This is a genomic window from Mammaliicoccus sciuri (assembly GCF_002901825.1).
In the GTDB taxonomy this organism is placed as follows: Bacteria; Bacillota; Bacilli; order Staphylococcales; family Staphylococcaceae; genus Mammaliicoccus; species Mammaliicoccus sciuri.
Map to the genome: position 1 here is coordinate 136,241 of NZ_PPQD01000034.1, position 23,109 is coordinate 159,349.

Genomic DNA, 23,109 nt, shown 5'->3' on the forward strand with positions numbered 1-23,109 from the left:
ATTGGCGTGATCTTTTTTACGGGAAATTTGAATAAAAGTAGCTTACATATCGACTTTTATGAGTGAATTGTATATCCTAATAGTGTTAGGATATGTCATTTAATATTTAATTTGTAATATAAATTTAAGGAGTGAACGATGTTGAGTCATTTATCAGATTTAGAAATTGCAAAACAAAGTACTTTAAGACCAATTAGTGAAATAGCTGAGAAGGTGGGAATTTCTCATGAAGCTTTGGAGCCTTATGGTCACTACAAAGGAAAAGTTGATATTACAAAGCTAAATGATCTAGAGGAAAAAGGTAAAGTTGTTCTTGTAACAGCTTTAAGTCCAACGCCAGCAGGTGAAGGGAAATCAACGGTAACAGTTGGATTAGCAGATGCCTTTAATCAACTTAATCAAAATGTAATGGTTGCATTAAGAGAACCTTCACTTGGACCTGTATTTGGTATGAAAGGTGGCGCAACAGGTGGTGGTTATGCACAAGTTTTACCAATGGAAGAAATCAATTTACATTTTAATGGTGACTTACACGCGATAACGACTGCTAATAATGCGTTGTCAGCTTTTATCGATAATCATATCTATCAAGGTAACGAACTCAATATTGATTCTAGACGAGTTGAGTGGAAACGTGTACTTGATATGAATGATAGAGAGTTACGTCAAGTCGTAGTTGGTTTAGGTGGCCCGACAAGAGGTGTACCAAGAGAAGATGGTTTTGATATCACAGTTGCATCTGAAATAATGGCTATATTCTGTTTATCAAACGGCATTAAAGATTTAAAAGAAAATCTAGCTAACATTACAATTGGCTATAATGTCGATAAGCAACCAGTAACGGTTCGTGATTTAAAGGTAGAAGGTGCTTTAACACTTATTTTAAAAGACGCGCTAAAACCTAACATCGTACAAACGATAGAAGGCACGCCTGCATTAGTACATGGTGGACCTTTTGCGAATATTGCACATGGATGTAATTCAATTATTGCAACGAATACTGCTAGAAAGTTAGCGGATATCGTCGTAACAGAAAGTGGATTTGGTTCAGATTTAGGTGCAGAGAAGTTTTTAAATATCAAAACACGTAAAGCTGGATTTGATCCAAGTGCAGTTGTAATAGTCGCAACTATTCGTGCGTTAAAAATGCATGGTGGCGTAGCAAAAACTGATCTTAAAGAAGAAAATGTTCAAGCTGTTCAACAAGGTATCGTAAACTTAGAACGACATGTCAATAACATTAAACAGTTTGGCGTTGAACCTGTTGTAGCAATTAATGCTTTTATTCACGATACAGATGACGAAGTACAAGTTGTCTTAGATTGGTGTAAAGAAAATAACGTAAAAGTTGCTCTAACAGAAGTTTGGGAAAAAGGTGGAGAAGGTGGCGTCGAACTCGCTAAAGAAGTATTAAAAGTATTAGAAACACCTCAACCATTTAAGCAACTTTATGATTTGAACTTATCTATAGAAGAAAAAATTGAAACAATTGTTCAGAAAGTATACGGTGGAAGATCTGTTAAATTCAGTGATAAAGCCTTAAAACAATTGAAGACAATTAAAGAAAACGGTTGGGATGAATACCCAGTTTGTATGGCGAAAACACAATATTCATTTACAGACGATCCAAAAGAACTTGGTGCACCAGTAGACTTCGATATAACAATAAGAGAATTATCACCAAGAACTGGCGCAGGATTTATCGTAGCATTAACAGGGGACATCATGACAATGCCAGGTTTACCAAAGAAACCAGCAGCATTAAATATGGATGTTAACGAAGACGGTTCTGCAGTAGGATTATTCTAAATAAAATATGACTTTATAGAAAACTGTTGAGACAATAATGGCTGTCTCAACAGTTTCTTTGTTTATAAAATATTTAGGGATATGTAGAGAATGAGTTTTTAATTACAAAAGTCGGTGGAATTGTAACTAAGGATGCTGTTAGTAACAAAAGTAGGCCGAATTGTAACTAAGGATGCCGTTAGTAACAAAAGTAGGCGGAATTGTAACTAAGGATGCCGTTAGTAACAAAAGTAGGCCGAATTGTAACTAAGGATGCCGTTAGTAACAAAAGTCGGTGGAATTGTAAATAAGGCACGCCATAGTAACAAAAGTCGGTGGAATTGTAACTAAGGCACGCCATAGTAACAAAAGTCAGCCGAATTGTAACTAAGGATGCCGTTAGTAACAAAACTTGGTTGAAGTGTAACTAAGGCATGCCATCACATCATCTTATTCAACAAAAAATAACACCTCATTTTCACTGAAAATGAGGTGTTATAAACGAATTATCTAATTATTGCCACTTGGTGGTGCGGTGCTTGTACCACTGGATGGCTTGCTATTGCTGTTTGAATTACTATCTTTATTACTGCTTGATTTATATGACCAAGCTTCTTTAGAATTTTTAGATACGCGTTCTTTTGGCTTAACTTTTGAAGATGTGTTTGTATCAATTGCTTGTCCTAGTCGTTTTAATACATAGTCAGAATTAATATCTTTATTCGAAGTATCGACTTTATCAGATATTAATGTAGAAGATTTAGATTCACCACTACTACAGCTTCCTGTAGAATTTGTGTATTGGCAAATTGTGTCTTCTTTAACTGTGCTAGGTCTAGAGAATTCACTATCGTATCCTAATTTTTCTCTATCTGTAGAAGATAATGCATTAACCATATCTCTCCACATAAATAATTGATAATGACTGTCTTCATCAAATGTTATTGGTTGGTCGTAACCCATCCATATACCAAGTGTAACTTTTGGTGTATATCCTACAAACAGGCTATCTTTAGCATCTTGTGATGTACCTGTTTTACCAGCCCAGTTACCGTCAAATGAATTCTTAATTTGGTAACCAGAACCGTCATCAAGAACACCTTCTAATATACTTGTTGTTAAATATGTTGTTGATTCACTAAAGATACGCTTAGGATCTTTTTTGTGTTGATAAATCACTTCGCCATCTCGTGATTTAATAGATTCAATCATATAACTTTCATTATATTCACCTTTATTAGCTAAAGTACTGTAACCATTCACATCTTGTTCTAACGTGAAGTCTGCTGTACCAAGTGTTAAAGCTAAACCATCTTGGATTTCTTTAGGTACGGTCATACCCATTTTATTTAAGTTTTCCCATGGTTTGTAGTCTTGAACATTGCTATACAATCTTAAAGTACTTAAGTTTAAAGAGTTTCTTAATGCATAATCTGCTGTTACCGGCCCAAATTCTCTTCTATCATAGTTATCAGGAGAATAACCTTGGAAGTCGAATTTTTTATCCAGTAGGGCAGTGTTTGGTGTGATTAATCCATTTTCAAATGCAGGCGCATATGTGAGTAATGGTTTCATTGTTGAACCTGGTGAACGTTTAGCACTTGTTGCGTGATTGATTTGTGATTTTTCGTAATCTCTACCACCAACGAACGCTAGAATTTTACCAGATTGGTTTTCTTTTAATAATGCGCCGACTTCATGTTGGAAATCTTTAGAAGCTTTTTTACCTTCACTGTTTGTATAACTTGCTTCTCTATCCCATGAGTAGCTACCAGAATTATCTTTAACTTCTTGAAGTTTGTCATACATATCTTTATCAATCGTTGTATCTACACGGTAACCTTCAGTTCGCATAGCTTGATTAGCTTTTTCAGTGTATTTCGTCATAAGAACAGGTGTTTGATCAAGTTCTTTCTTAGAAATATTATCTTCTTTAGCTAAATGATATTTAAGAATATCAACAGTACGTTTTTCTACTTCTTCTGTTAAGAATGGATATTTCTGATTAGGTTCTTCAACCTTATCAACAAATGATTTCTTGATGTCGAATTTTAATGCTTCATCGTATTCTTTTTTCGTAATTTTATCTTCTTGATACATTCTTTTCAGAACATAGTGTTGACGATTGATGCCGTATTTCAAGGATTCATCATCTTTCAAATCACCATTCGGCAAGAAAGGTGTGTATGTGTAAGGATTCTGTGGTAATCCAGCAAGATATGCTGATTGTGCAACGTTTAAATTCTTAGCTGATTTACCAAATACACCTTGAGCAGCGGCTTCAATACCCGCTATATTAGAACCATTTGAATTTCTACCGAATGAAACAACGTTCAAGTAACTATCAATAATTTCTTCTTTTGATAAGTTCTTTTCAACATTCATTGAAAGTAGCATTTCTTTTGCTTTACGTTCAAATGATGTTTCATTTGTTAAAAGTTGGTTCTTAACAAGTTGTTGCGTTAATGTACTCCCGCCAGAAGAATTAGCACTGCCAAGCACTTCTTGTACAGAAGCTCTTATAAAAGCTTTTGGTACAATACCATTATGGTTATAGAAGTCTTCATCTTCTGTTGATATAAGTGCATTTTTAACATTCTTACTTATGTCTTTCCCTTTAATAACATCCCTTTGGACATCACTTTTTAATCGACCAAGTGACTCTCCAGAACCAAAATAAACAGATGTACTTTCTGTCATTGAATAAAGTTGTTGCTTCATTTCTTTTTTAGACATTACTTTTTCATCTTTGACAAGTCCTGCGAAGTATCCTCCGCCAATACCCAATCCTAAAGCTAATAATAAACAACTAATAAATACAATAACGAAAAATAAATTGCTTATTACATTGTATGTAGTATGGAATATGAGTTTTGGAGACCATTTTGTTTCTTTAAAAGTATCTTTATATTTCTTACTTGAACGATTAAATTGTTCTTTAAGTTTGTTTTTAGACTGATTTGAACTCAAATTTTTACCTCCAATCTAATCATCAATATTATAACATATATGTTTAGTGTTGACTTTTAAAAAAGTTAGCATTATACTTTGTAATTAATTGCATATGGTAATGAACTAAAGGAGAAGTAGTGATTATTTTCTTTTTAAGAGAGTCAGTGGTGCTGCGAACTGATAAAGTGATAATGATGAATACACCTTTATAACAACAAGTTCAACGTTATTAATGTACGTAACATTAAAGAGTGATGATGTATGAATGTACGTCATAAGTATGGTGGTACCGTGTATTCAAGCACCCTTACATTTTTGTGAGGGTGCTTTTTTATATTCTATTTTAGAGGAGGAAAATATAATGACAAATGAACTTTTAGAAGATTTAAAATGGAGAGGTTTAATTTATCAACAAACTGATGAACAAGAAATTGAAGATTTATTAAATAGAGAGTCAGTTAAAATATATTGTGGTGCAGATCCAACAGCTGATAGTTTACACATTGGACATTTATTACCATATTTAACACTACGTCGTTTCCAAAATCATGGTCATACACCAATCGTCTTAGTCGGTGGTGGTACAGGTATGATTGGTGACCCATCAGGTCGTTCAGAAGAAAGAAAATTACAAACTGATGAACAAGTTGAAGCTAACGTTAGAGGGATTATGAATCAAATGCATAAAATATTTGATTTTGAAGGTGAAGACTCAGCGATTCTTGTTAACAATAAAGATTGGTTAAAAGAAATAGACTTAATTTCATTCTTAAGAGATTACGCTAAACACGTAGGTGTAAACTACATGTTAGCGAAAGATTCTGTTAAGACGAGATTAGAAACAGGTATTTCATACACTGAGTTTACGTACATGATCTTACAAGCCATTGATTTTGGATACTTAAACCGCAATTACGATTGTAAAATGCAAATCGGTGGTTCTGACCAATGGGGTAACATCACGACAGGATTAGATTTAATGAGAAGAATGTACGGTGACACTGAAGCTTACGGTTTCACAATTCCACTTGTTACGAAAGCAGATGGTAAAAAATTCGGTAAATCTGAATCAGGTACTGTATGGTTAGATAGAAGTAAAACCTCAGCTTACGAGTTATACCAATTCTGGATTAACTCACAAGATGCTGATGTTGTAAAATACTTGAAATACTTTACTTTCCTTGATAGAGAAGAAATTGAAAGACTTGAAAAAACAGTTGAAGAAGCACCTCACTTAAGAGAAGCTCAAAAAGTATTAGCTGAAGAAATGGTCCGCTTTATACATGGTGAAGAAGCTGTAGAAGAAGCTAAAAGAATTACAGATGCACTATTTAAAGGTGATATTAAATCATTAACAAAATCAGAAATCGTAGAAGGTTTTAAAGATGTGCCAACAGCTGAAGTGAGTTCTGAAACTGTACAACTTGTTGACTTTATTATTGAAGCTGGCGTTTCTCCTTCAAAACGACAAGCACGTGAAGATATTACGAATGGTGCAATTTACTTAAACGGTGAACGTATTCAAGAAGTTAACCATGAGATTTCAAGCGAAGATAAAATAGATGACGAATTTACAATTGTAAGAAGAGGTAAGAAGAAATACACAATGGTTAAATACGTTTAATATTTATAAGCTATTAAGACTGAGGCAACCATGTTTGTCTCAGTCTTTTTTAGCATACATATGGTATTTATTGTATAATAAAGAAGACAATTTATTTATAAATAGAAAGGGAGACATTTAATGAAAAAATATTTAGGACCAATTATTGTTGTTGTAGCAGTAATTGTTATTATTGGCTTATTTATGATCGGTCCATACAATAGATTAGTTGGACTTGAAGAAGAAGCGGATAAGTCATTATCTAATATTGAAAATCAACTTCAAAGACGTGTTGACTTAATTCCTAACTTAGTTGATACAGTTAAAGGTTACACGAAACACGAAGAAAAAGTATTCAAAGATGTATCAGATGCACGTAGCAAATTAGCAGGTGCGAATACGCCAGAAGAAAAAGCAGAAGCAAATGGTGAAGTTAATAGTGCGTTAAGTCGTTTACTTGCTATCAGTGAAAATTATCCAGATTTAAAAGCAGATAAGCAATTTACAGGATTAAGAGACGAATTAGCTGGTACTGAGAATAGAATCGCAGTAGCTAGAAAAGATTATAACGAATCTATTAATGAATATAATCAAGCTACTCGTAGATTCCCTTCTAGTATCGTAGCAGGATTGTTTAATTTTGATAAAAAAGAATACTTCCAAGCCAAAGGTGAAGCTAAAGATGCACCAAAAGTTGATTTTGGCGGAGACGAATCTTAATGAAATTAATGTTTAAACGATTTTGTGTCTTGCTTATTGTTAGCTTTTTTTCACTAAGTTATGTCGTACATGCAGCTGATGATAAATTTCCTAAGTTAGAACAGCCTGTATTTGTACAAGATCATGCTAAATTAATGACTGATCAAGATAAAGACAAAATTAATCAAAAGGGTCAAAAATTACAAGATGGAACAGATGCAGATATCTTGTTAATGACGATGAAATCAATAGGTCAAACACCTCGCCAAGATTATGCATTAGAAGCGGGTCGACACTATAAAGTTGGAGACCAAAAGCATAATCGCGGTATCGTTATTCTTTTAAATATGGATAACGGTAATGAGAACAATAATAGAGGTATTGATATAGCAGTTGGAGATGGACTTGAAGGTGTCCTCAACGACTCTAAAGTTGGGGAATTGATTGATTCTAAATTTATGCCTTACCAAAAGAAAGCTTCTCAAACTAAAGATACTAAAAAAGCAAACGCCTATTACAGTCAAGGTTTAACAAATTTATATGATGCAGTGTGGGATGAAGTAGCTAAAAGTTACGGATACGATGGTAAGAAGTTTACTGAAGACGAGCCACAAAGTAGTGGGTTAGGAAAAATACCATTTATCATCTTTATCATATTTATTATTGTATTCTTCATCATTTACTTCAAAAATGGAGGCGGTAGACCTCCAAGAGGTGGAAATAGAAGAGGTACAAGACGCGGTATGACTGGACCATTTATCTTTGGAGGTTCATCAGGTAGTTCTGGTGGCGGGTTCTCCGGAGGTGGCTTCGGCGGAGGAGGCGGCTTCTCTGGCGGAGGCGCAGGAAGAGGATTTTAGTTTGTAATATGTATATAGAAAAAGCATGCAACTCGATATGGGTTGCATGCTTTTTTTATTATATGGAGTTTATGTATATATAATAGTAGATATGATTACAAAAGTCGGCTGAAATGTTAATAAGAAGGCCGTTAGTAACAAAAGTCGGTCGAAATGTAACTAAGGAGGCCCATAGTAACAAAAGTCGTGGGAAATGTAACTAAGGCCGCCCATAGTAACAAAAGTAGGTCGAAATGTAACTAAGGCCGCCCATAGTAACAAAAGTCGGTCGAAATGTAACTAAGGCCGCCCATAGTAACAAAAGTCGGTCGAAATGTAACTAAGGCCGCCATAGTAACAAAAGTCGTCTGAAATGTAACTAAGGATGCCCATAGTAACAAAAGTCGTGGGAAATGTAACTAAGGCCACCCATAGTAACAAAAGTCGTCTGAAATGTAACTATGGAAGCACATAAAAAATGCACCTAAAGCATAATACTTTGGCAACTATCTAAAAACCGCATGGGACTCTATCATTGTCCCATGCGGTATATAATTTAGTTTTGTTCTTTTAATGTGATTTTTGTTGTATGTGTTTTACCATCTCTAATGTATTTGATTGTGATTTTGTCACCTGGTTTTTTCTCATTGTAGATATAATTTTTAATATCAGAAACGACTGATACATCTTTATCGTCTACTTTAGTGATGACATCATCTTTTTTAAGTCCGTTGTCTGCTTTTTTATCTACTTCAGAAATGTAAACACCTTTATCTGTTGTGAGATTTAATTCTTTTTTGTATTGGTTTGGTATATCATCTATTGAAATCATGCTGATACCGATATAAGGTCGTGTAACTTTACCGTCATCCATAATATCTTTAATGATATTGTTTACTTCATTACTTGGTATTGCAAAACCGATACCTTCTACATCAGATCTTGAAATTTTCATTGAGTTAATACCGATAAGGTTACCGTTTAAGTCGATTAATGCACCACCTGAGTTACCTGGGTTTATGGCAGCATCTGTTTGAATTACTGTTGCTTCTGTCACACCTTGAGAAGTTTGTACATTCATCGTACGTTCTTGTGACGAAATAATACCTTGTGTCACACTGTTTGCAAATTCGACACCTAATGGATTACCTAGAGCAAATACTGTTTCTCCAGCTTTAACTTTAGATGAATCTGCGAATTTAATTGGTTTAATATTATAATTGCCTTCTATTTTTAATACTGCTAAGTCTGTCATAACATCTGTACCAACAAGTTTTGCTTTCACTGATTTATCATTATGAAGGCGAACCTCTATTTCATTTGCACCTTCTATAACATGGTTGTTCGTTACAATGTATGTACTATTACCATTAGATTGATAAATCACGCCTGTACCTGTACCTGTTTCTTCTGAATCACCAGACCCGTTTGAATCCTCAGAGTTGTTACCACCGAAAAATGATTCAAGTCCGCTTGCTTTTTGTTTGTTAATAACACCTACAATTGAAGGTGAAACATCTTCAATCATTTTAGAAACGGATTTGTTGCTAGATTTATTATCTTTAATATTGCCACCTTTTTCATTAGCAGGTGCTTTAGTAATGTTTGCTTCATCATTATAATTGCTAAATACATCTACTATTTTAGTCCCTCCGATATATAATGCGAGTATTAACACCGCACCTAGAATACCAGAAATAAATGGGATAAGACAACTTTGATACCAAGGGATTTTATTCTTTTGTTTGTAATAGTAACCATTTGAAGTTGTCTTATTAATATTTTGTTGATCCTCATTTTGATTTTGATCCATTGTATTGCCTCCTTAAACACTGTCCATAAAATAATTATTATAGAAATCCCTTTAAAAAGCTAATGATATGGTTGTTTTAAATTGTTACAATATTTTGTATGAAAACTTGTTCCACAAGTACGACAATGATAGAATATGTATATCATTAAGAAGAGAGTGGTCATTAAATGTATAAATTTGCGAGTACTGTTTTATATACTATTTTTCAAAAATTCGGGAAACAAATTGTAGCAATCAATAAAGAAAAAGTTCCTGATGAACCTTATATCGTTACATGTACACATACAGGATATGTAGAAGTTATCATGTTAGCTTTAAGTTTATATCCTACAGAAATTAATTATATGGCTAAAAAGGAATTATTTTCGAAAGACTGGTCAGATAAGTTCTTTCATTCATTGAATGCATTTCCAGTTGATAGAGAAAACCCAGGTCCAAGTACATTAAAAATACCAGTTAAATTATTAAAAGAAGGTAAAAGTGTTGGTATATTCCCATCTGGTCATAGAGCAGAAACAGGAGAGGCACCATTGAAAAGAGGGGCAGCTACGATTGCTGTATTAAGTAATAAACCAATTGTACCAGCTGCTTTTGAAGGCCCTAAACAAGTTAAATCAATTTTTGGTTTTAGACAAAAGTCCTTTATTAAATTTGGAGAGCCGATTGATCCAAACGACTTACCAAGTGATTTAAAGAAAAGTGAAAAAATAGCTAAAATTATGACTTTATTAGAAGAAAGAACGAATACTTTACAAAAAGAAGTAACGTATATTGCTCATAAATCTAGACAAAAATAATATTAAAAAATCTTACAAGCGACCATTTGCTTGTAAGATTTTTTTGCATTTTAAAGTAAAACGTTTTCATTTATCTTATGTTGTAATACTACTGTATTCGGTAATAATCTATGCTAAAATTATAATCAGAATGTTCAAAAAATGGAGGCATAATATGAAACAAGTATTATTTGATGTAGACGGTGTTTTTTTAAGTGAAGAAAGATGTTTTGATGTTTCTGCTTTAACAGTTTATGAAATTTTATATAGTGAAGCTTTTTTAAACTTAAAAGGAACAGTAGACATTGAAACATTAGACGAACAAGATATTAAACAAATTAGAAAAGACATATTTATTGATGATCAAATTCTGAATCAACTTAAGTCTTTAGGTTTAAATTCTAACTGGGATATGCTTTTTATTGTGATTAGTACACATTTAATTGAATTGTTAAAGCAAGCAAAAGCTAAAAATCTAGACTTGAGTAACGTTAACTTTGACGACAATACTTTGAAAAATTATGCTCAACAAATAGTAGGCCAAGAGATCAATATAGAAACACCTCGTCGATTTTTATCTAAAGCGACTTCCGGTAAAGAAAATATTTATCATGATCTTATCGCTTTTGCGAAAGAAGAACTCAATGTAGAAGATGCTTCAATTTTTGAATTGAAAAGTAAGTTCTGGGATGTTGCTCAAGAAGTTTATCAAGAATGGTACTTAGGTACTGAGTTATATCAAGAAGTTGAACATAAGACACCACGTACAACTTTTAAAAATGGTTATATAAAAGAAGAAGTAGTGTTAGCAAATGTGGATGAAGTGACGCAATTGCTAGAAGATTTGAAAGAAGCGGGATATCAAATCGGTATTGCTACAGGTAGACCAAGAACAGAAACAATCGTTCCATTTGAAACAATCGGTTGGTTAAAGCAATTTGATGAATTCCATATAGGAACAGCATCAGAAGTTCTTAAAGCAGAAACAACATATCCTGAATTCAAACCACTCGGTAAACCAAATCCGTTTAGTTATTTAATAGCGAATGGTGGAAATGACCCAGAGAACTATTTAACTTATATTAAAGAACAAGAACAGGTGTTTAGTGAGCAAGATATATATATAGTAGGTGATTCATTAGCTGATTTATTAAGTGCACAAAAAATAGGTGCAACATTTATAGGCACACTTACTGGATTAAAAGGTCAGTCAGCAAGAGCAGAGCTAGAAGATTACCATGCTGATTATATTGTAGATAATATATTAGATATTAGAAACGTATTATTATAAATTTAACATCCCACAAATCTTTGATGATTTGTGGTTTTTTTTGATAAATAAATAATTTATAAGATTTTATTACAATATTTACTTACAAATATTGTATAATAGAAGTGTGAATAAAATTTTGAAAAACAAATGGGGGTTGGAATAATGTATATTGATATTTTACTTAAAAATCATGATGCTGATAGAAACCATTTTATGAGGCAAACTGGATTCTCACATAAGAAAATTTCTAAACTCAATAAGCAAGATCCTAATTCGTATAGTGAAGAATTAATTAAAGAGATTGCTCAATTCCTTAATTTAAGCTATGACAATACTAGAAATGAATTACGACAAATTAAAGAAAAGGGGACACTTTATAAAGCACACACTGTCGACGAACTAAAGATTGTGATTGATACGAGTCCTAAAGAATTTTTAGTTGGTAAAGAGGTTTATAGTCTGATTAATGATATAAAGCAATCTGATATATCTCATGATCAGCAATATATGAAAGACGTATCCCAAACTGTTTTAACATCATTTATTTTATGGATTGTAGGTAAAGTGAGAAGTATTGGTAAATCATCTGAAGAAAAAATGATTAATGATATAAGGTTACATATCTTAACGTACTATGATATTCATGAAATGAACAACAATCGAGCAAGACTTGAACTTAAAGCATTTGTAAGTTAATTATGTATAATAAAAACCACGTGTTAGATGAATGCTAACACGTGGTTGATTGTTTATAGTTGTTTATTTAGTTCGACTTTTTTAATACTTTGGAAGCCATCAATAGCAAATAAGTCATTTATTGTTTCATCTGATGCTTCATCATCTATTGATAATATCATTAATGCTTCTCCACCGATAGAATGTCTACCTAAGTGCATTGAAGCAATATTGATACCATGTTCTCCTAAGATTTGTCCCATTTTACCTACGATACCTGGTCTATCATTATGATGGATAAGTAACATATGCTTTTCTGGTTTGAAATCTACAGGATAGTCATTGATTCTTACGATACGAGGTCCATAACCATTTAATACAGTCGAACCGATTTTAATAGAATGGTCTTTGTTCACTAATTCTAATTCAATATAGTTGCTGAAACCATATTTTTTACTATTTTTTTCGATTTGATACGTTACGCCTTGTTCATTTAACAATACGAGTGCATTGATTAAATTAACATGATCACCTAAGTCTTGTTGTAAGACACCCATAACAAGTTGTCTTGTAATTAAACTTGTATCATCTAATGCAATTTCACCATGATATTTAATTTTTAATTCTCTTGGACCTTTTTCAAATAGTTGGATACCAACTTCACCAGTTGTTCTACTTAATTCTACAAAAGGTCTTAGTTCTGCTTCAACTTCACCAGACATTTGTGGTGCGTTTACAGCGTGTAAGACGTTATTATTTTCAAAAATATCAATGATTTCATTTGCAACAGATACTGCAACTTTTTCTTGAGCTTCGATAGTTGAAGCGCCAAGATGTGGTGTTACGATGATTTTTTCATGTTGCGTAAGTGGTGTGTTATTTGCCGGTTCTTCAGTAAATACATCTAGTGCAGCTTTTTCGATTTTACCTTCATCAAGTGCTTTAATTAAGGCATCTTCATCGATAATACCACCTCTGGCAACATTGATAATTTGTAAGTTAGGTTTCGCTTTATTGAAAAAGTCTTCATTTACAAGTCCCTTAGTCTTTGGTGTAAGAGGGGTATGTACTGTAATGAAATCTGCTTGTTCAGCAATTTCGTCTACGGTCGCTCTTGTAATTTCTAAACGTTTCGCGTCATCGCTAGATAAATAAGGATCAAATGCAAGAATATTCATGCCGAAACTTTGAGCACGTTTCGCAACACCTAATCCTATTCTACCTGCACCAATTACGCCGAGTGTCTTCTTGTATAATTCAGTACCACGATATTTTTTCCTATCCCAATTACCTTCTTGTAAGGAGCGATGTGCTTCTGGAATATTTCGAGCCATAGAAAGAATCATTGCCATAGAATGTTCTGTTGCAGAAATAGTGTTTCCATCAGGCGCATTAATAACAAGAATACCTTGTTTTGTTGCGTGATCGATATCAATATTATCAACACCAACACCAGCTCTAGCTACAACACGAAGATTTTTCGCTGCGTCTAGGATTGGGGGTGTGATTTGAGTTTGGCTTCTTACGATTAAAGCATCATAGTCACCGATAATGTTAACGATTTCTGATTCACTCAAGCCAGTTTTGATGTCTATTTCGAATTTTTCATGATCTGTTAAACTTTTTAAACCTTCTTCTGATATTGGATCGACTACAATTACTTTAAACATATTGATTAACTACCTCCTGGAATTTTGAAACACCTTTACCAAGTACTGATTGTTCACGTATTTCTGAAAGTATAATTTCTAATGCACTAATAAATTGCAACATGTCATTTGGTGAGACTTTACCCATGTGACCAACCCTTAATATTGTGCCTTTAAGGTGTTGTTGACCACCAGCAATTGTAATGTTGAACCTATTAAGTAATTCATCTTTAATCGTCTTAACTTCATTTTTATTTGGTACAAAAGCTGTTACAGTAGGTGATGCAAATTCATCTTCAACTAATAGTTCAATATCTAATGCTTTTAAACTTTCTCGAACAGCTGATTTACATACTTCATGTCTTTTGATTGTATTTTTAAATTTTTCTTTTTGTATTAAATCACAATAAGTTTGTACACCTCTAATAAGTGATACAGCAGGTGTGAAAGGTGTTGAATCATCGTTTAAAGAAGTTATGTATTTATTTAAATCTAAATAAAATCTTGAAGTTTTCACTTCTTTAAACCTTTCAATAGCTCTATCATTATATGCTACAAATGCTGCCCCAGGTGGTAACATGATTGCTTTTTGACTACCTGAAACGAGAACATCGATGTTGTCTTGTTCCATATCTACTTCTACTGCTCCAATAATACTAACGCCATCCACTACAAAATAGATGTCAGGATTAAATTGTTTAACTAACTTACCTAAAGCATTAATAGGGTGTTTAACAGAAGTAGACGTTTCACAGAATTGAGTAAATACGGCTTTAACATCAACATTAAGTGAGTTTAAATATGTTTCAAATTCTTTTAAATCGACACCTTTTCCCCATTCAACTTCAAAAATATGTGCCTTAAAAGGATAAGAGGACGCGATTTTTCTAAACCTATCCCCAAAAGCGCCTGAAACAATAATGACAATATCATCTTCAGGATTCGCTACATTAACCATAGCTGCTTCAAGAGCACTTGTTCCTGATGAAGTTAGAATAGCAACAGGGTGTTTAGCCCCAAAAATTGTTTGTAAATCTCTTGATGCTTGATGAATAATTTGACTAAATTCCTTTGTTCTATGTCCTGTCATAGGTTGATTCATACTTTCTAAAATCTCCCTTGGAACAGTTGTAGGACCTGGTGCGAGTAATAAAGAATCATGCTGATACATATATATACACTCCTTACTGAATTTATGTTCTATATTGTAGCAAAGAAAATAGTAAAATAATAGAGAATTTATAGAAAATTCTGATTAAAACGTTTTCATTATTAAAATCTTATTTCCCCAGTTGCTACAACTTGAACATTGCCAGCCAAAGCACGTGTTACCATACAAGATTCTTCTGCTTTTTGAACAAGTCTATTTAATCTTTTTTGTAAATTTTCATCCGGTTCTTCAGATAAATAAATAATTGGGAAATGTTCTATTTTTTTATAAGTGATTACACCATTTTCTACATCAACATGACCTTTAGAAGCCACTTCAATTCTCTCGATATCAATTTCAGAGCGTTCAATCATTGCTGCCAATGTAATCATATAGCAAGTTGAAGCTGCACCAAGTAGCATTTCATCGGGATTTGTGCCGATTTCCGGACCATCCATTACTTCTGGAATTGATACGCGTGTAGATAAGTTATCAGTAGTTATATGGCCAGAAGCATTTCTACCTTTTGTCCATGTTCCTTTTAAATTAAAAATATGTGTTGTCATAATCATGTTCCTTTCTATAAATAAAAATATTTGGGTATAATCTATAGTATGACTGATTTTAAAGGAGTAGACAATGAATGTGTATAATCAAAATTGTAAATTAAAAGTTGCACATAGAGGTGTTCCATCTTTAGCACCAGAAAATACAATGGTTTCTTTTAAACGTGCAATAGAATTCAATATAGACGTTCTTGAAATAGACATACATAGAACAATAGATGGTAAGCTTGTTGTTATTCATGATCCGACGACGAACCGTACTTCACAAGAAAAAGGGATCATCAGAAAATTAACGTACGAAGCATTAACAAAATATGATGTCGGTAAATGGAAAGGGGAAGCATATTCTGGAGAGCAAATTCCGTTATTTCAAGATGTACTTAAATTAATAAAAGACACATATATAAAGCTTCTAATAGAAATTAAACAACCTGAAAATTATCCGAACATCGAAGAGGATATCATTACTATGATCAAACAACATGGTATTTCGAACAATCAAATTATGATTCAATCATTTAATAGAAATGCAATTCAAAAAATAAATATTTTATGGCCTGAAATAGAATTAGGTGTCTTAATTAAGAAGAAAGATCGTTTTATAAGTAAAAGGGCAATTAAGAAAATAGGGGAGTATGCAAACTATATTAATCCGAATTATAAAATTGTCACGAGAAGATTTGTAAAAGCTGCACATGCATCGCATCTTAAGATACTGCCATATACGATTAATGATAAACATACGGCTCAAAAAATGTTAGCTATGGGTGTTGATGGTTTAATATCGGATTATGCGCATATATTAGATGAATGGATGAAGTCATAAATTATAAAATAAAAAACCACTTTCGAAATGAAAGTGGTTTTGTTTGAACAAAGATTAACGAGAGTAGTACTCAACGATTAATTGTTCATTGATTTCAGCAGATAATTCGCTACGTTCTGGAACGCGTACGAAAGTACCTTCTAATTTGTCAGCATCGAATGATAAGTAATCAGGAACGTGATGACTTAATTCAACTGATTCTAATACGATGTTTAATTTTTGTGATTTTTCACGAACACTGATAGTTTGACCTGGTTTTAAAGTGTAAGATGGGATATCAACACGAGCGCCATCTACAGTAATGTGACCGTGGTTAACTAATTGACGTGCTTGACGACGAGTACGAGCTAAACCTAATTGGTAAACAACTGCGTCTAAACGTGAAGCTAATAGCGCCATGAAGTTATCACCGTGGATACCTTTCATGTTACCAGCTTTATCGAAAATAGTGCGGAATTGACGTTCGTTGATTCCGTACATGTAACGTAATTTTTGTTTCTCTTGTAATTGAAGACCATACTCAGATAATTTTTTACGTTGAGTTGGACCGTGTTGTCCTGGTACGTAAGGACGTTTTTCTAATTCTTTACCTGTGCCGCTTAATGAAATACCTAAACGACGTGATTTTTTCCAGTTTGAACCTCTAAATCTTGCCATTTTGAAGTTCCTCCTTTTTTCTTGTTTGATTGTTATGAAGAAACAAGAAAGAATGTTAAATGCTCATAGGGATATGTTATATTTGTGTGCCTTCACCTTGCAGCCGCGGTTACACAACACGCCTTCTTTGGGAATAACATAGAGCCTTACAATATTTAACTGCTACTTTCGTTAATTCACACAAAAGCTATTATACATTTTTGTTTAGTTCATGTCAATTTATATTTTTAAAGATGGATATGCTTTTCAAGTGTTTTGACAAGTAATTCTAACCCTTCAAGATCAGTTTGATTAAATCTTGATTTAACAGGTGCATCTATATCTAACACACCGATGATTTCTTTGTTATAGTATATAGGTATAACGATTTCTGATTGGCTATTAGCGTCACATGCAATATGGCCAGGGAATTGATTAACATCTTCAACAAGTTGTGATTGGTTTTCGGCAACAGCTGTTCCACAAACACCTTTACCAATTTCAATGTCTACACACGCAGGTAATCCTTGAAATGGACCAAGTTTTAAGGCATTATTTTTAATAAGATAAAACCCAACCCAGTTGATGTTTGGTAAGAATTGGTTGATAAACGCAGATGCATTGCTTAAATTAGCAATTAAATCTCGTTCTCCTGATAATAAACCATCTAATTGGCGGTTGAGTAATGAATAATCTAGTTGTTGTTCTGACATTTTTATTCCTCATTTCAATATTTATTTGAATTATATTACTATTTTATGATTTTGAATATGTTTTGCATAGAAAAAGGTTTGTTGGATATATATTTTACGTTATAATAAAGAGAACGATTTAGGAGGAGAATACATAATGGCAATTTATATAACACTTGCAGTTATAATCATTATATTAATTGGTATTGGTATAATGTTATGGTTGCGTACATCAAAGCGAAATTTGATTACTGAGACTGAGCAGCGTAAGCAAAAAATTAAGCAATTACCTTTTCAAGATGAATTAGCTAAGCTTAAAAAATTAAATATCCATGGTGAAGCTAAAGACAAGTATGACCAATTTAAGAGAGAATGGCAAACTGTTTTACAAGAAGATTTAAAAGTTGTAGATGCTAAAATTCACGATGCTGATGCAGAACTTGATAAATTTAAGTTCTCACAATCTGAAGAAAGTATTGCAGATGCTAACAAAATAATGGATGGTATAGAAAAGAAATATACGCGCTTAACTCAGAGTGTTACAGAATTAATGACAACAGTGGAAACAAGCGACAAACTATACGATGAATCTAAACAGATTTATAGAGAAACGAAGAGAGAAGTATTAGCGAATAGACACCAGTTTGGGGATGCTGCTGAACTAATCGAAAAAAACATCGAAGCTTTTCTACCTAGAATTGAACAATATGAAGAACTTGTTGAAGATGGACACTACATTAAAGCAAGTGGTCATATCGATCAACTTAATACGGATATGAAACGTATGCAAGAAGATATGAATGAAATTCCATTATTGATCAAAGATGTACAAAAAGAATTACCAGGTCAATTCCAAGACTTGAAATTTGGATGTAGAGATTTAAAAGTTGAAGGTTACAACCTAGAACATGTTAAAGTGGAAGGTACGCTACAAACTTTACGTGGTAAATTAAATTTAGTTGAACCATTGATTGGAAGATTAGAATTAACGAAAGCTGAAAGCATTATTAATGAAATTAATGATGCTTTAGATGATATGTATGATTTAATCGAACATGAAGTAAAATCTAAAAATACTGTCGAACAATCTAAAGAAATTATTACAGATGAATTATTCCATGCTAAAGATATGAACTACACACTTCAAACAGAAATTGAATATGTTAAAGAGAACTATTATATTTCCGAAGAAGATGTACATAAAGTAAGACAGTACGAGAATGAAATTCAAAACTTAATCAGCGTATACGATGAAATTTTAGGTGAAATGGCTAAAACAAACGTACGCTATAGTGAAGTTGAAGATAATCTTCTATATATAGAAGAACATGTTAAAGTTATTAATGATAATCAACAAAAAATACAAAATCATTTAGTTTCTCTTAGAGAAGACGAAGCTACAGCTCAACAAAATACATTACGTGTTCAATCTAAGAAAGAAGAAATATATAGAAATTTATTAGCATCAAATTTACCAAGTGTACCTGAAAGATTTATCATTATGAAAAATGAAATTGATCACGAAATTCGTGAAGTGAATAAAATCTTTAGTCAAAGACCTATTAATGTACAGTATGTAAAAGATAAAGTAAGTAACATTGTTCTTCAAATGAATAAATTTGAAGATGAAACAACAGATGTACTTATTAATGCAGTTCATGCTGAAACATTAATTCAATATGGTAATAGATATAGAAAAGAAAATAATGAACTGAATAAGAGTCTTAATGAAGCAGAAAGATTATTTGCTAACAATAGATACAAACGAGCTATTGAAATAGCAGAAGCAGCGCTTGAAAAAGTTGAACCTGGTATCAGTGAAAAAATAGAAGAAGATGTAAATAAACGATAAGAACGTTGTAAAGGCAAAGACATGGCAAATGTCTTTGCCTTTATTTTTTCTGAGTTAGTGGATGTTTTTTCTAAGTCAATTAGTATATCTATACGAAATGACTTGTGGTATCATTATATAATGAAAAAAAGAGGTGACAGTATGATATATCTTGATAATGCTGCAACGACAAAGCCTAATGAGGATGTTATTCAAACATATATACAAATGAATCAACAATACTTTTTTAATCCAAATAGTCCTCATTCTGCTGGCATAAAGATTGCTCATTTACTTGATAAAGCAAGAGAAAATATTAAACAATATTTAAATTTAAAAGACCCATTCAATATTATATTTACAAGTGGTGCTACTGAATCGAATAATATAGCACTTCAAGGGATGGCAAAAGCGAAAAAGAGATTTGGTAATACAATTCTAACAACTAAAATGGAACATCCGTCAGTTCTTGAAACGATGAGAGGCTTAGAGGACGAAGGTTTTAATTTGAAATATATTAAAACGACAAATGATGGGAAATTAGATATATCATCTTTACAAGAATTGCTTAACGATGAAGTTGTACTTGTAACATGTATGCATGTCAATAATGTAATGGGGCAAATTCAACCGATTGAAGAAATTAGCCGAATTTTAGAAGAATATCCTAAAGTGCATTTTCATGTAGATGGTGTACAAGGTTTTGGGAAAATACCATTAGATATTAATTTAGCGGATAGTTATAGTTTAAGCGCGCATAAATTCCACGGATTAAAAGGTTCAGGTATACTGGCGATTAAACAAATTAAATCGATTAAACAGATAATATTTGGTGGCGGACAAGAGCAAGGCTTAAGAAGCGGAACAGTTAATGCACCAGTCAATATTGCATTAGCAAAAGCGATGAGAATAATGAACGATAATATGGAAAATAATGCTCAAGCATTAAGTCAAAGAGGTAGAGAAATTAGAGCGTTTGTAGCACAATATAAAGGTGTCTTGATTAATTCACCAATCGATGCAGCACCATATATATTAAATATTTCTTTTCCAGGTGTTAAAGGTGAAGTATTAGTCAATGCATTTTCTAAATATGAAATTTATTTGTCTACAACGAGTGCATGTTCGTCAAAGAAAAGTTCTCATAATGAAACGTTAAAAGCAATGGGATTAAGCAACCTTGTTATTGAAGGAAGTATAAGAATAAGTATTGCACCAGATTTAACGAATGAACAAATAGAACGTTTTAAAGATGCCTTTGATAAAGTATATAAAGAGGTAAAGGAGTTAATAAAATATGAATTTTGATCACATTTTAGTGAGATACGGAGAACTGACTTTAAAAACAGGTAATAGAAATATGTTTGTGAATAAATTAAAAGCAAACATCAAGAGCCGATTAATGCCACTTCAAGGTTATAAAGTACGTGCGAATCGTGACCGTATGTATATAGATGTACACGAAGGTTCTGACATTGAAGAAATGATGAGCAGAATTCAAACGGTTTTCGGCGTCCACTCTGTAAGTCCAGTAGTTCGAATTGATAAAGATTTAGATTTAATGAAAGAAATTGCCTTAAAGTTTGCGTATGATTTTAAAGATGGAGATACATTCAAAATAGATGTCAAACGTGCAGATAAAACGTTTGAACTTGATACTTTTCAATTGCAACAAGAATTAGGCGGTCATGTACTTCAAAATACTGATCATATAACAGTAAATGTTAAACAACCAGATCATAAAATAAAAGTAGAAGTTCGTAAAGACGCTATTTATATGTACAACCGCGTACTTGAAGGCGCTGGTGGATTACCTGTTGGGACAGGTGGTAAAACATTACTTATGCTTTCAGGTGGAATAGATTCACCAGTGGCAGGCATGGAAGTGATGAAACGAGGCGTGACAATTGAAGCTATTCATTTTCATAGTCCGCCATATACAAGTGAACAAGCTAAACAAAAAGTAATCGATTTAACAAAACAACTTGCTCACTTAACAGGCGATATCAAATTGCACATTGTACCTTTTACAGAACTCCAAAAGCAAATTCATAAAGTCGTTGAAGAAAGCTTTACAATGACAAGTACAAGAAGAATGATGTTAAGAGTTACTGAGAAAGTAGCACATGAAATCGGTGCACACGCTATTGTAAATGGTGAGAATTTAGGACAAGTAGCGAGCCAAACTTTAGGCAGTATGTATGCCATTAACAGCGTAACATCAATGCCGATATTACGTCCATTACTTACATTTGATAAAGAAGATATCGTTAAAAAGGCGAAAGCAATTAATACATTTGATTTATCAATTCAACCATTTGAGGATTGTTGTACGATATTTACACCAAAAAATCCAAAGACAAATCCTAAACTAGAAAAAGTGGAATATTTTGAATCAAAATTTGATTTTGGTCCACTAATTGATGAAGCGGTTAAAAATGTAGAAACACTTACAATTTCTAAGCACGATGATTTGAATCAACAAAAAGAAGAATGGATGGATGAACTACTTTAATACGAACGTTGGGATGTCGTTATCATTAAAGTAGAGGAGATATCCATATGGAGTTTGATTTAAATATATTATTAATCATTATTTTGTTTGGTTTAATTGCATCGTTTATCGATTCAGTTGTAGGTGGAGGAGGATTGATTTCTTTACCTGCATTACTAGCAGTAGGAATGGATCCAGCCACAGCTCTAGGTACGAATAAATTAGCAAGTTCATTCGGTTCATTTACGAGTACGATGAAATTTATAAGAGCAAAGAAAGTAGATTTCGATATTGTAGGTAAGTTATTTCCATTATCCTTTGTAGGTTCGATATTCGGTGCGATTACTGCTACATATTTACCACCAGAATATTTAAAGCCATTAGCAATTATTATATTGGCACTTGTAACCATATACTCAATTGTAAAAAAAGATTGGGGAGACATTAATCGATACAAGAAATTGTCTCTAAAAAAAGCAATCTTGTTTATTATTGGTGTAACGGTAATTGGTTATTATGATGGATTTCTTGGAGGCGGAACAGGATCATTTTTCCTATTTGCTTTATTAATAATCGGCCTTGATTATTTACACGCAGCAGGGAATGCTAAATTTTTAAATTTTGCTTCTAACATAGGTGCATTACTGTTATTTATGGTTTTAGGACATGTCAATTATATCTATGGATTAAGTATGGCAGTATCTATGGTAATCGGTTCGTATTTAGGGGTTACGTTTGCTATTAAAAAAGGCGTATCATACGTCAAAGTATTATTTATTGTTGTAACAATCACGTTAATACTCAAAAATCTATATGACTATATTAGTAGTCACTTTATGTAAAAAAC

19 protein-coding genes and 1 other annotated feature are annotated in these 23,109 nt (G+C 32.8%); of the genes, 12 read left to right on the forward strand and 7 right to left on the reverse strand.

The window, feature by feature from the left end; translation table 11 throughout:
* The first annotated feature begins 141 nt into the window (after nucleotides 1-141).
* Nucleotides 142-1,809: a formate--tetrahydrofolate ligase gene (locus CD035_RS12135; RefSeq protein WP_048539810.1), complete on the forward strand. Its 1,668-nt coding sequence runs from the start codon at nucleotides 142-144 to the stop codon at nucleotides 1,807-1,809.
* Between the two features lie 489 nt (nucleotides 1,810-2,298).
* On the opposite strand, the gene CD035_RS12140 is transcribed toward CD035_RS12135, so the two are convergent.
* Nucleotides 2,299-4,758, reverse strand: a complete 2,460-nt coding sequence (locus CD035_RS12140) for a transglycosylase domain-containing protein (protein WP_048539572.1) — start codon at nucleotides 4,756-4,758, stop codon at nucleotides 2,299-2,301.
* 100 nt (nucleotides 4,759-4,858) lie between these two features.
* Nucleotides 4,859-5,052, forward strand: a binding site (T-box leader).
* Nucleotides 5,053-5,101: 49 nt separating this feature from the next.
* Between CD035_RS12140 and tyrS the strand changes: the two genes are divergently transcribed.
* From tyrS to CD035_RS12155, 3 genes are all read left to right on the forward strand, one after another.
* Nucleotides 5,102-6,364: a tyrosine--tRNA ligase gene (tyrS, locus tag CD035_RS12145; RefSeq protein ID WP_048539573.1), complete on the forward strand. Its 1,263-nt coding sequence runs from the start codon at nucleotides 5,102-5,104 to the stop codon at nucleotides 6,362-6,364.
* Between the two features lie 120 nt (nucleotides 6,365-6,484).
* On the forward strand, nucleotides 6,485-7,063 hold the full coding sequence (locus CD035_RS12150; RefSeq protein WP_048539574.1) for a LemA family protein: 579 nt from the start codon (nucleotides 6,485-6,487) through the stop codon (nucleotides 7,061-7,063).
* Nucleotides 7,063-7,902: a TPM domain-containing protein gene (locus tag CD035_RS12155; protein WP_048539575.1), complete on the forward strand. Its 840-nt coding sequence runs from the start codon at nucleotides 7,063-7,065 to the stop codon at nucleotides 7,900-7,902. Before CD035_RS12150 ends, CD035_RS12155 begins: the two co-directional genes overlap by 1 nt.
* Before the next feature lie 535 nt (nucleotides 7,903-8,437).
* Here CD035_RS12155 and CD035_RS12160 read toward each other — a convergent pair.
* Entirely contained in the window at nucleotides 8,438-9,694 is a 1,257-nt protein-coding gene (locus tag CD035_RS12160) for a S1C family serine protease (protein WP_080964634.1), read from the reverse strand.
* A 167-nt stretch (nucleotides 9,695-9,861) separates the two neighbouring features.
* Between CD035_RS12160 and CD035_RS12165 the strand changes: the two genes are divergently transcribed.
* The 3 genes from CD035_RS12165 to CD035_RS12175 all read left to right on the forward strand — a co-directional run bounded on the left by CD035_RS12165 (nucleotide 9,862) and on the right by CD035_RS12175 (nucleotide 12,439).
* Entirely contained in the window at nucleotides 9,862-10,491 is a 630-nt protein-coding gene (locus tag CD035_RS12165; RefSeq protein WP_048539576.1) for a lysophospholipid acyltransferase family protein, read from the forward strand.
* 154 nt (nucleotides 10,492-10,645) lie between these two features.
* Nucleotides 10,646-11,761 carry an HAD family hydrolase gene (locus tag CD035_RS12170; protein ID WP_048539577.1) on the forward strand — a complete coding sequence of 372 codons (1,116 nt, stop codon included), beginning with the start codon at nucleotides 10,646-10,648 and terminating at the stop codon, nucleotides 11,759-11,761.
* 144 nt (nucleotides 11,762-11,905) lie between these two features.
* Nucleotides 11,906-12,439, forward strand: coding sequence for a helix-turn-helix domain-containing protein (locus tag CD035_RS12175; protein WP_048539578.1), 534 nt, complete (start codon nucleotides 11,906-11,908; stop codon nucleotides 12,437-12,439).
* A gap of 53 nt (nucleotides 12,440-12,492) precedes the next feature.
* On the opposite strand, the gene serA is transcribed toward CD035_RS12175, so the two are convergent.
* From serA to CD035_RS12190, 3 genes are all read right to left on the reverse strand, one after another.
* On the reverse strand, nucleotides 12,493-14,088 hold the full coding sequence (gene serA, locus CD035_RS12180; protein WP_048539579.1) for a phosphoglycerate dehydrogenase: 1,596 nt from the start codon (nucleotides 14,086-14,088) through the stop codon (nucleotides 12,493-12,495).
* On the reverse strand, nucleotides 14,081-15,238 hold the full coding sequence (locus CD035_RS12185; protein WP_048539580.1) for a pyridoxal-phosphate-dependent aminotransferase family protein: 1,158 nt from the start codon (nucleotides 15,236-15,238) through the stop codon (nucleotides 14,081-14,083). The genes serA and CD035_RS12185 overlap by 8 nt, the downstream gene beginning before the upstream one ends.
* A 101-nt stretch (nucleotides 15,239-15,339) precedes the next feature.
* Nucleotides 15,340-15,783 (reverse strand): SACOL1771 family peroxiredoxin, encoded by a 444-nt coding sequence (locus tag CD035_RS12190; RefSeq protein ID WP_048539581.1) that lies wholly within the window; start codon nucleotides 15,781-15,783, stop codon nucleotides 15,340-15,342.
* 73 nt (nucleotides 15,784-15,856) lie between these two features.
* Here CD035_RS12190 and CD035_RS12195 point away from each other — a divergent pair, with 73 nt between their 5' ends.
* Entirely contained in the window at nucleotides 15,857-16,609 is a 753-nt protein-coding gene (locus tag CD035_RS12195; RefSeq protein ID WP_048539582.1) for a glycerophosphodiester phosphodiesterase, read from the forward strand.
* A gap of 54 nt (nucleotides 16,610-16,663) precedes the next feature.
* On the opposite strand, the gene rpsD is transcribed toward CD035_RS12195, so the two are convergent.
* Complete coding sequence (gene rpsD, locus CD035_RS12200; RefSeq protein ID WP_025905513.1) at nucleotides 16,664-17,266, reverse strand: 30S ribosomal protein S4; 603 nt, start codon at nucleotides 17,264-17,266, stop codon at nucleotides 16,664-16,666.
* A 227-nt stretch (nucleotides 17,267-17,493) separates the two neighbouring features.
* Nucleotides 17,494-17,958 carry a GAF domain-containing protein gene (locus CD035_RS12205; protein WP_048539583.1) on the reverse strand — a complete coding sequence of 155 codons (465 nt, stop codon included), beginning with the start codon at nucleotides 17,956-17,958 and terminating at the stop codon, nucleotides 17,494-17,496.
* Nucleotides 17,959-18,094: 136 nt separating this feature from the next.
* On the opposite strand from CD035_RS12205, the gene ezrA reads away from it, so the two are divergent.
* From ezrA to CD035_RS12225, 4 genes are all read left to right on the forward strand, one after another.
* Nucleotides 18,095-19,789, forward strand: a complete 1,695-nt coding sequence (gene ezrA / locus CD035_RS12210; protein ID WP_048539584.1) for a septation ring formation regulator EzrA — start codon at nucleotides 18,095-18,097, stop codon at nucleotides 19,787-19,789.
* Nucleotides 19,790-19,930: 141 nt separating this feature from the next.
* Nucleotides 19,931-21,076, forward strand: coding sequence for a cysteine desulfurase family protein (locus tag CD035_RS12215; protein WP_048539585.1), 1,146 nt, complete (start codon nucleotides 19,931-19,933; stop codon nucleotides 21,074-21,076).
* The gene (gene thiI, locus CD035_RS12220) at nucleotides 21,066-22,283 is read left to right on the forward strand and encodes a tRNA uracil 4-sulfurtransferase ThiI (protein ID WP_048539586.1); all 1,218 of its coding nucleotides are present in this window, start codon (nucleotides 21,066-21,068) and stop codon (nucleotides 22,281-22,283) included. Before CD035_RS12215 ends, thiI begins: the two co-directional genes overlap by 11 nt.
* Nucleotides 22,284-22,330: 47 nt before the next feature.
* Nucleotides 22,331-23,104, forward strand: a complete 774-nt coding sequence (locus CD035_RS12225) for a sulfite exporter TauE/SafE family protein (protein WP_048539587.1) — start codon at nucleotides 22,331-22,333, stop codon at nucleotides 23,102-23,104.
* Nucleotides 23,105-23,109 lie beyond the last annotated feature (5 nt).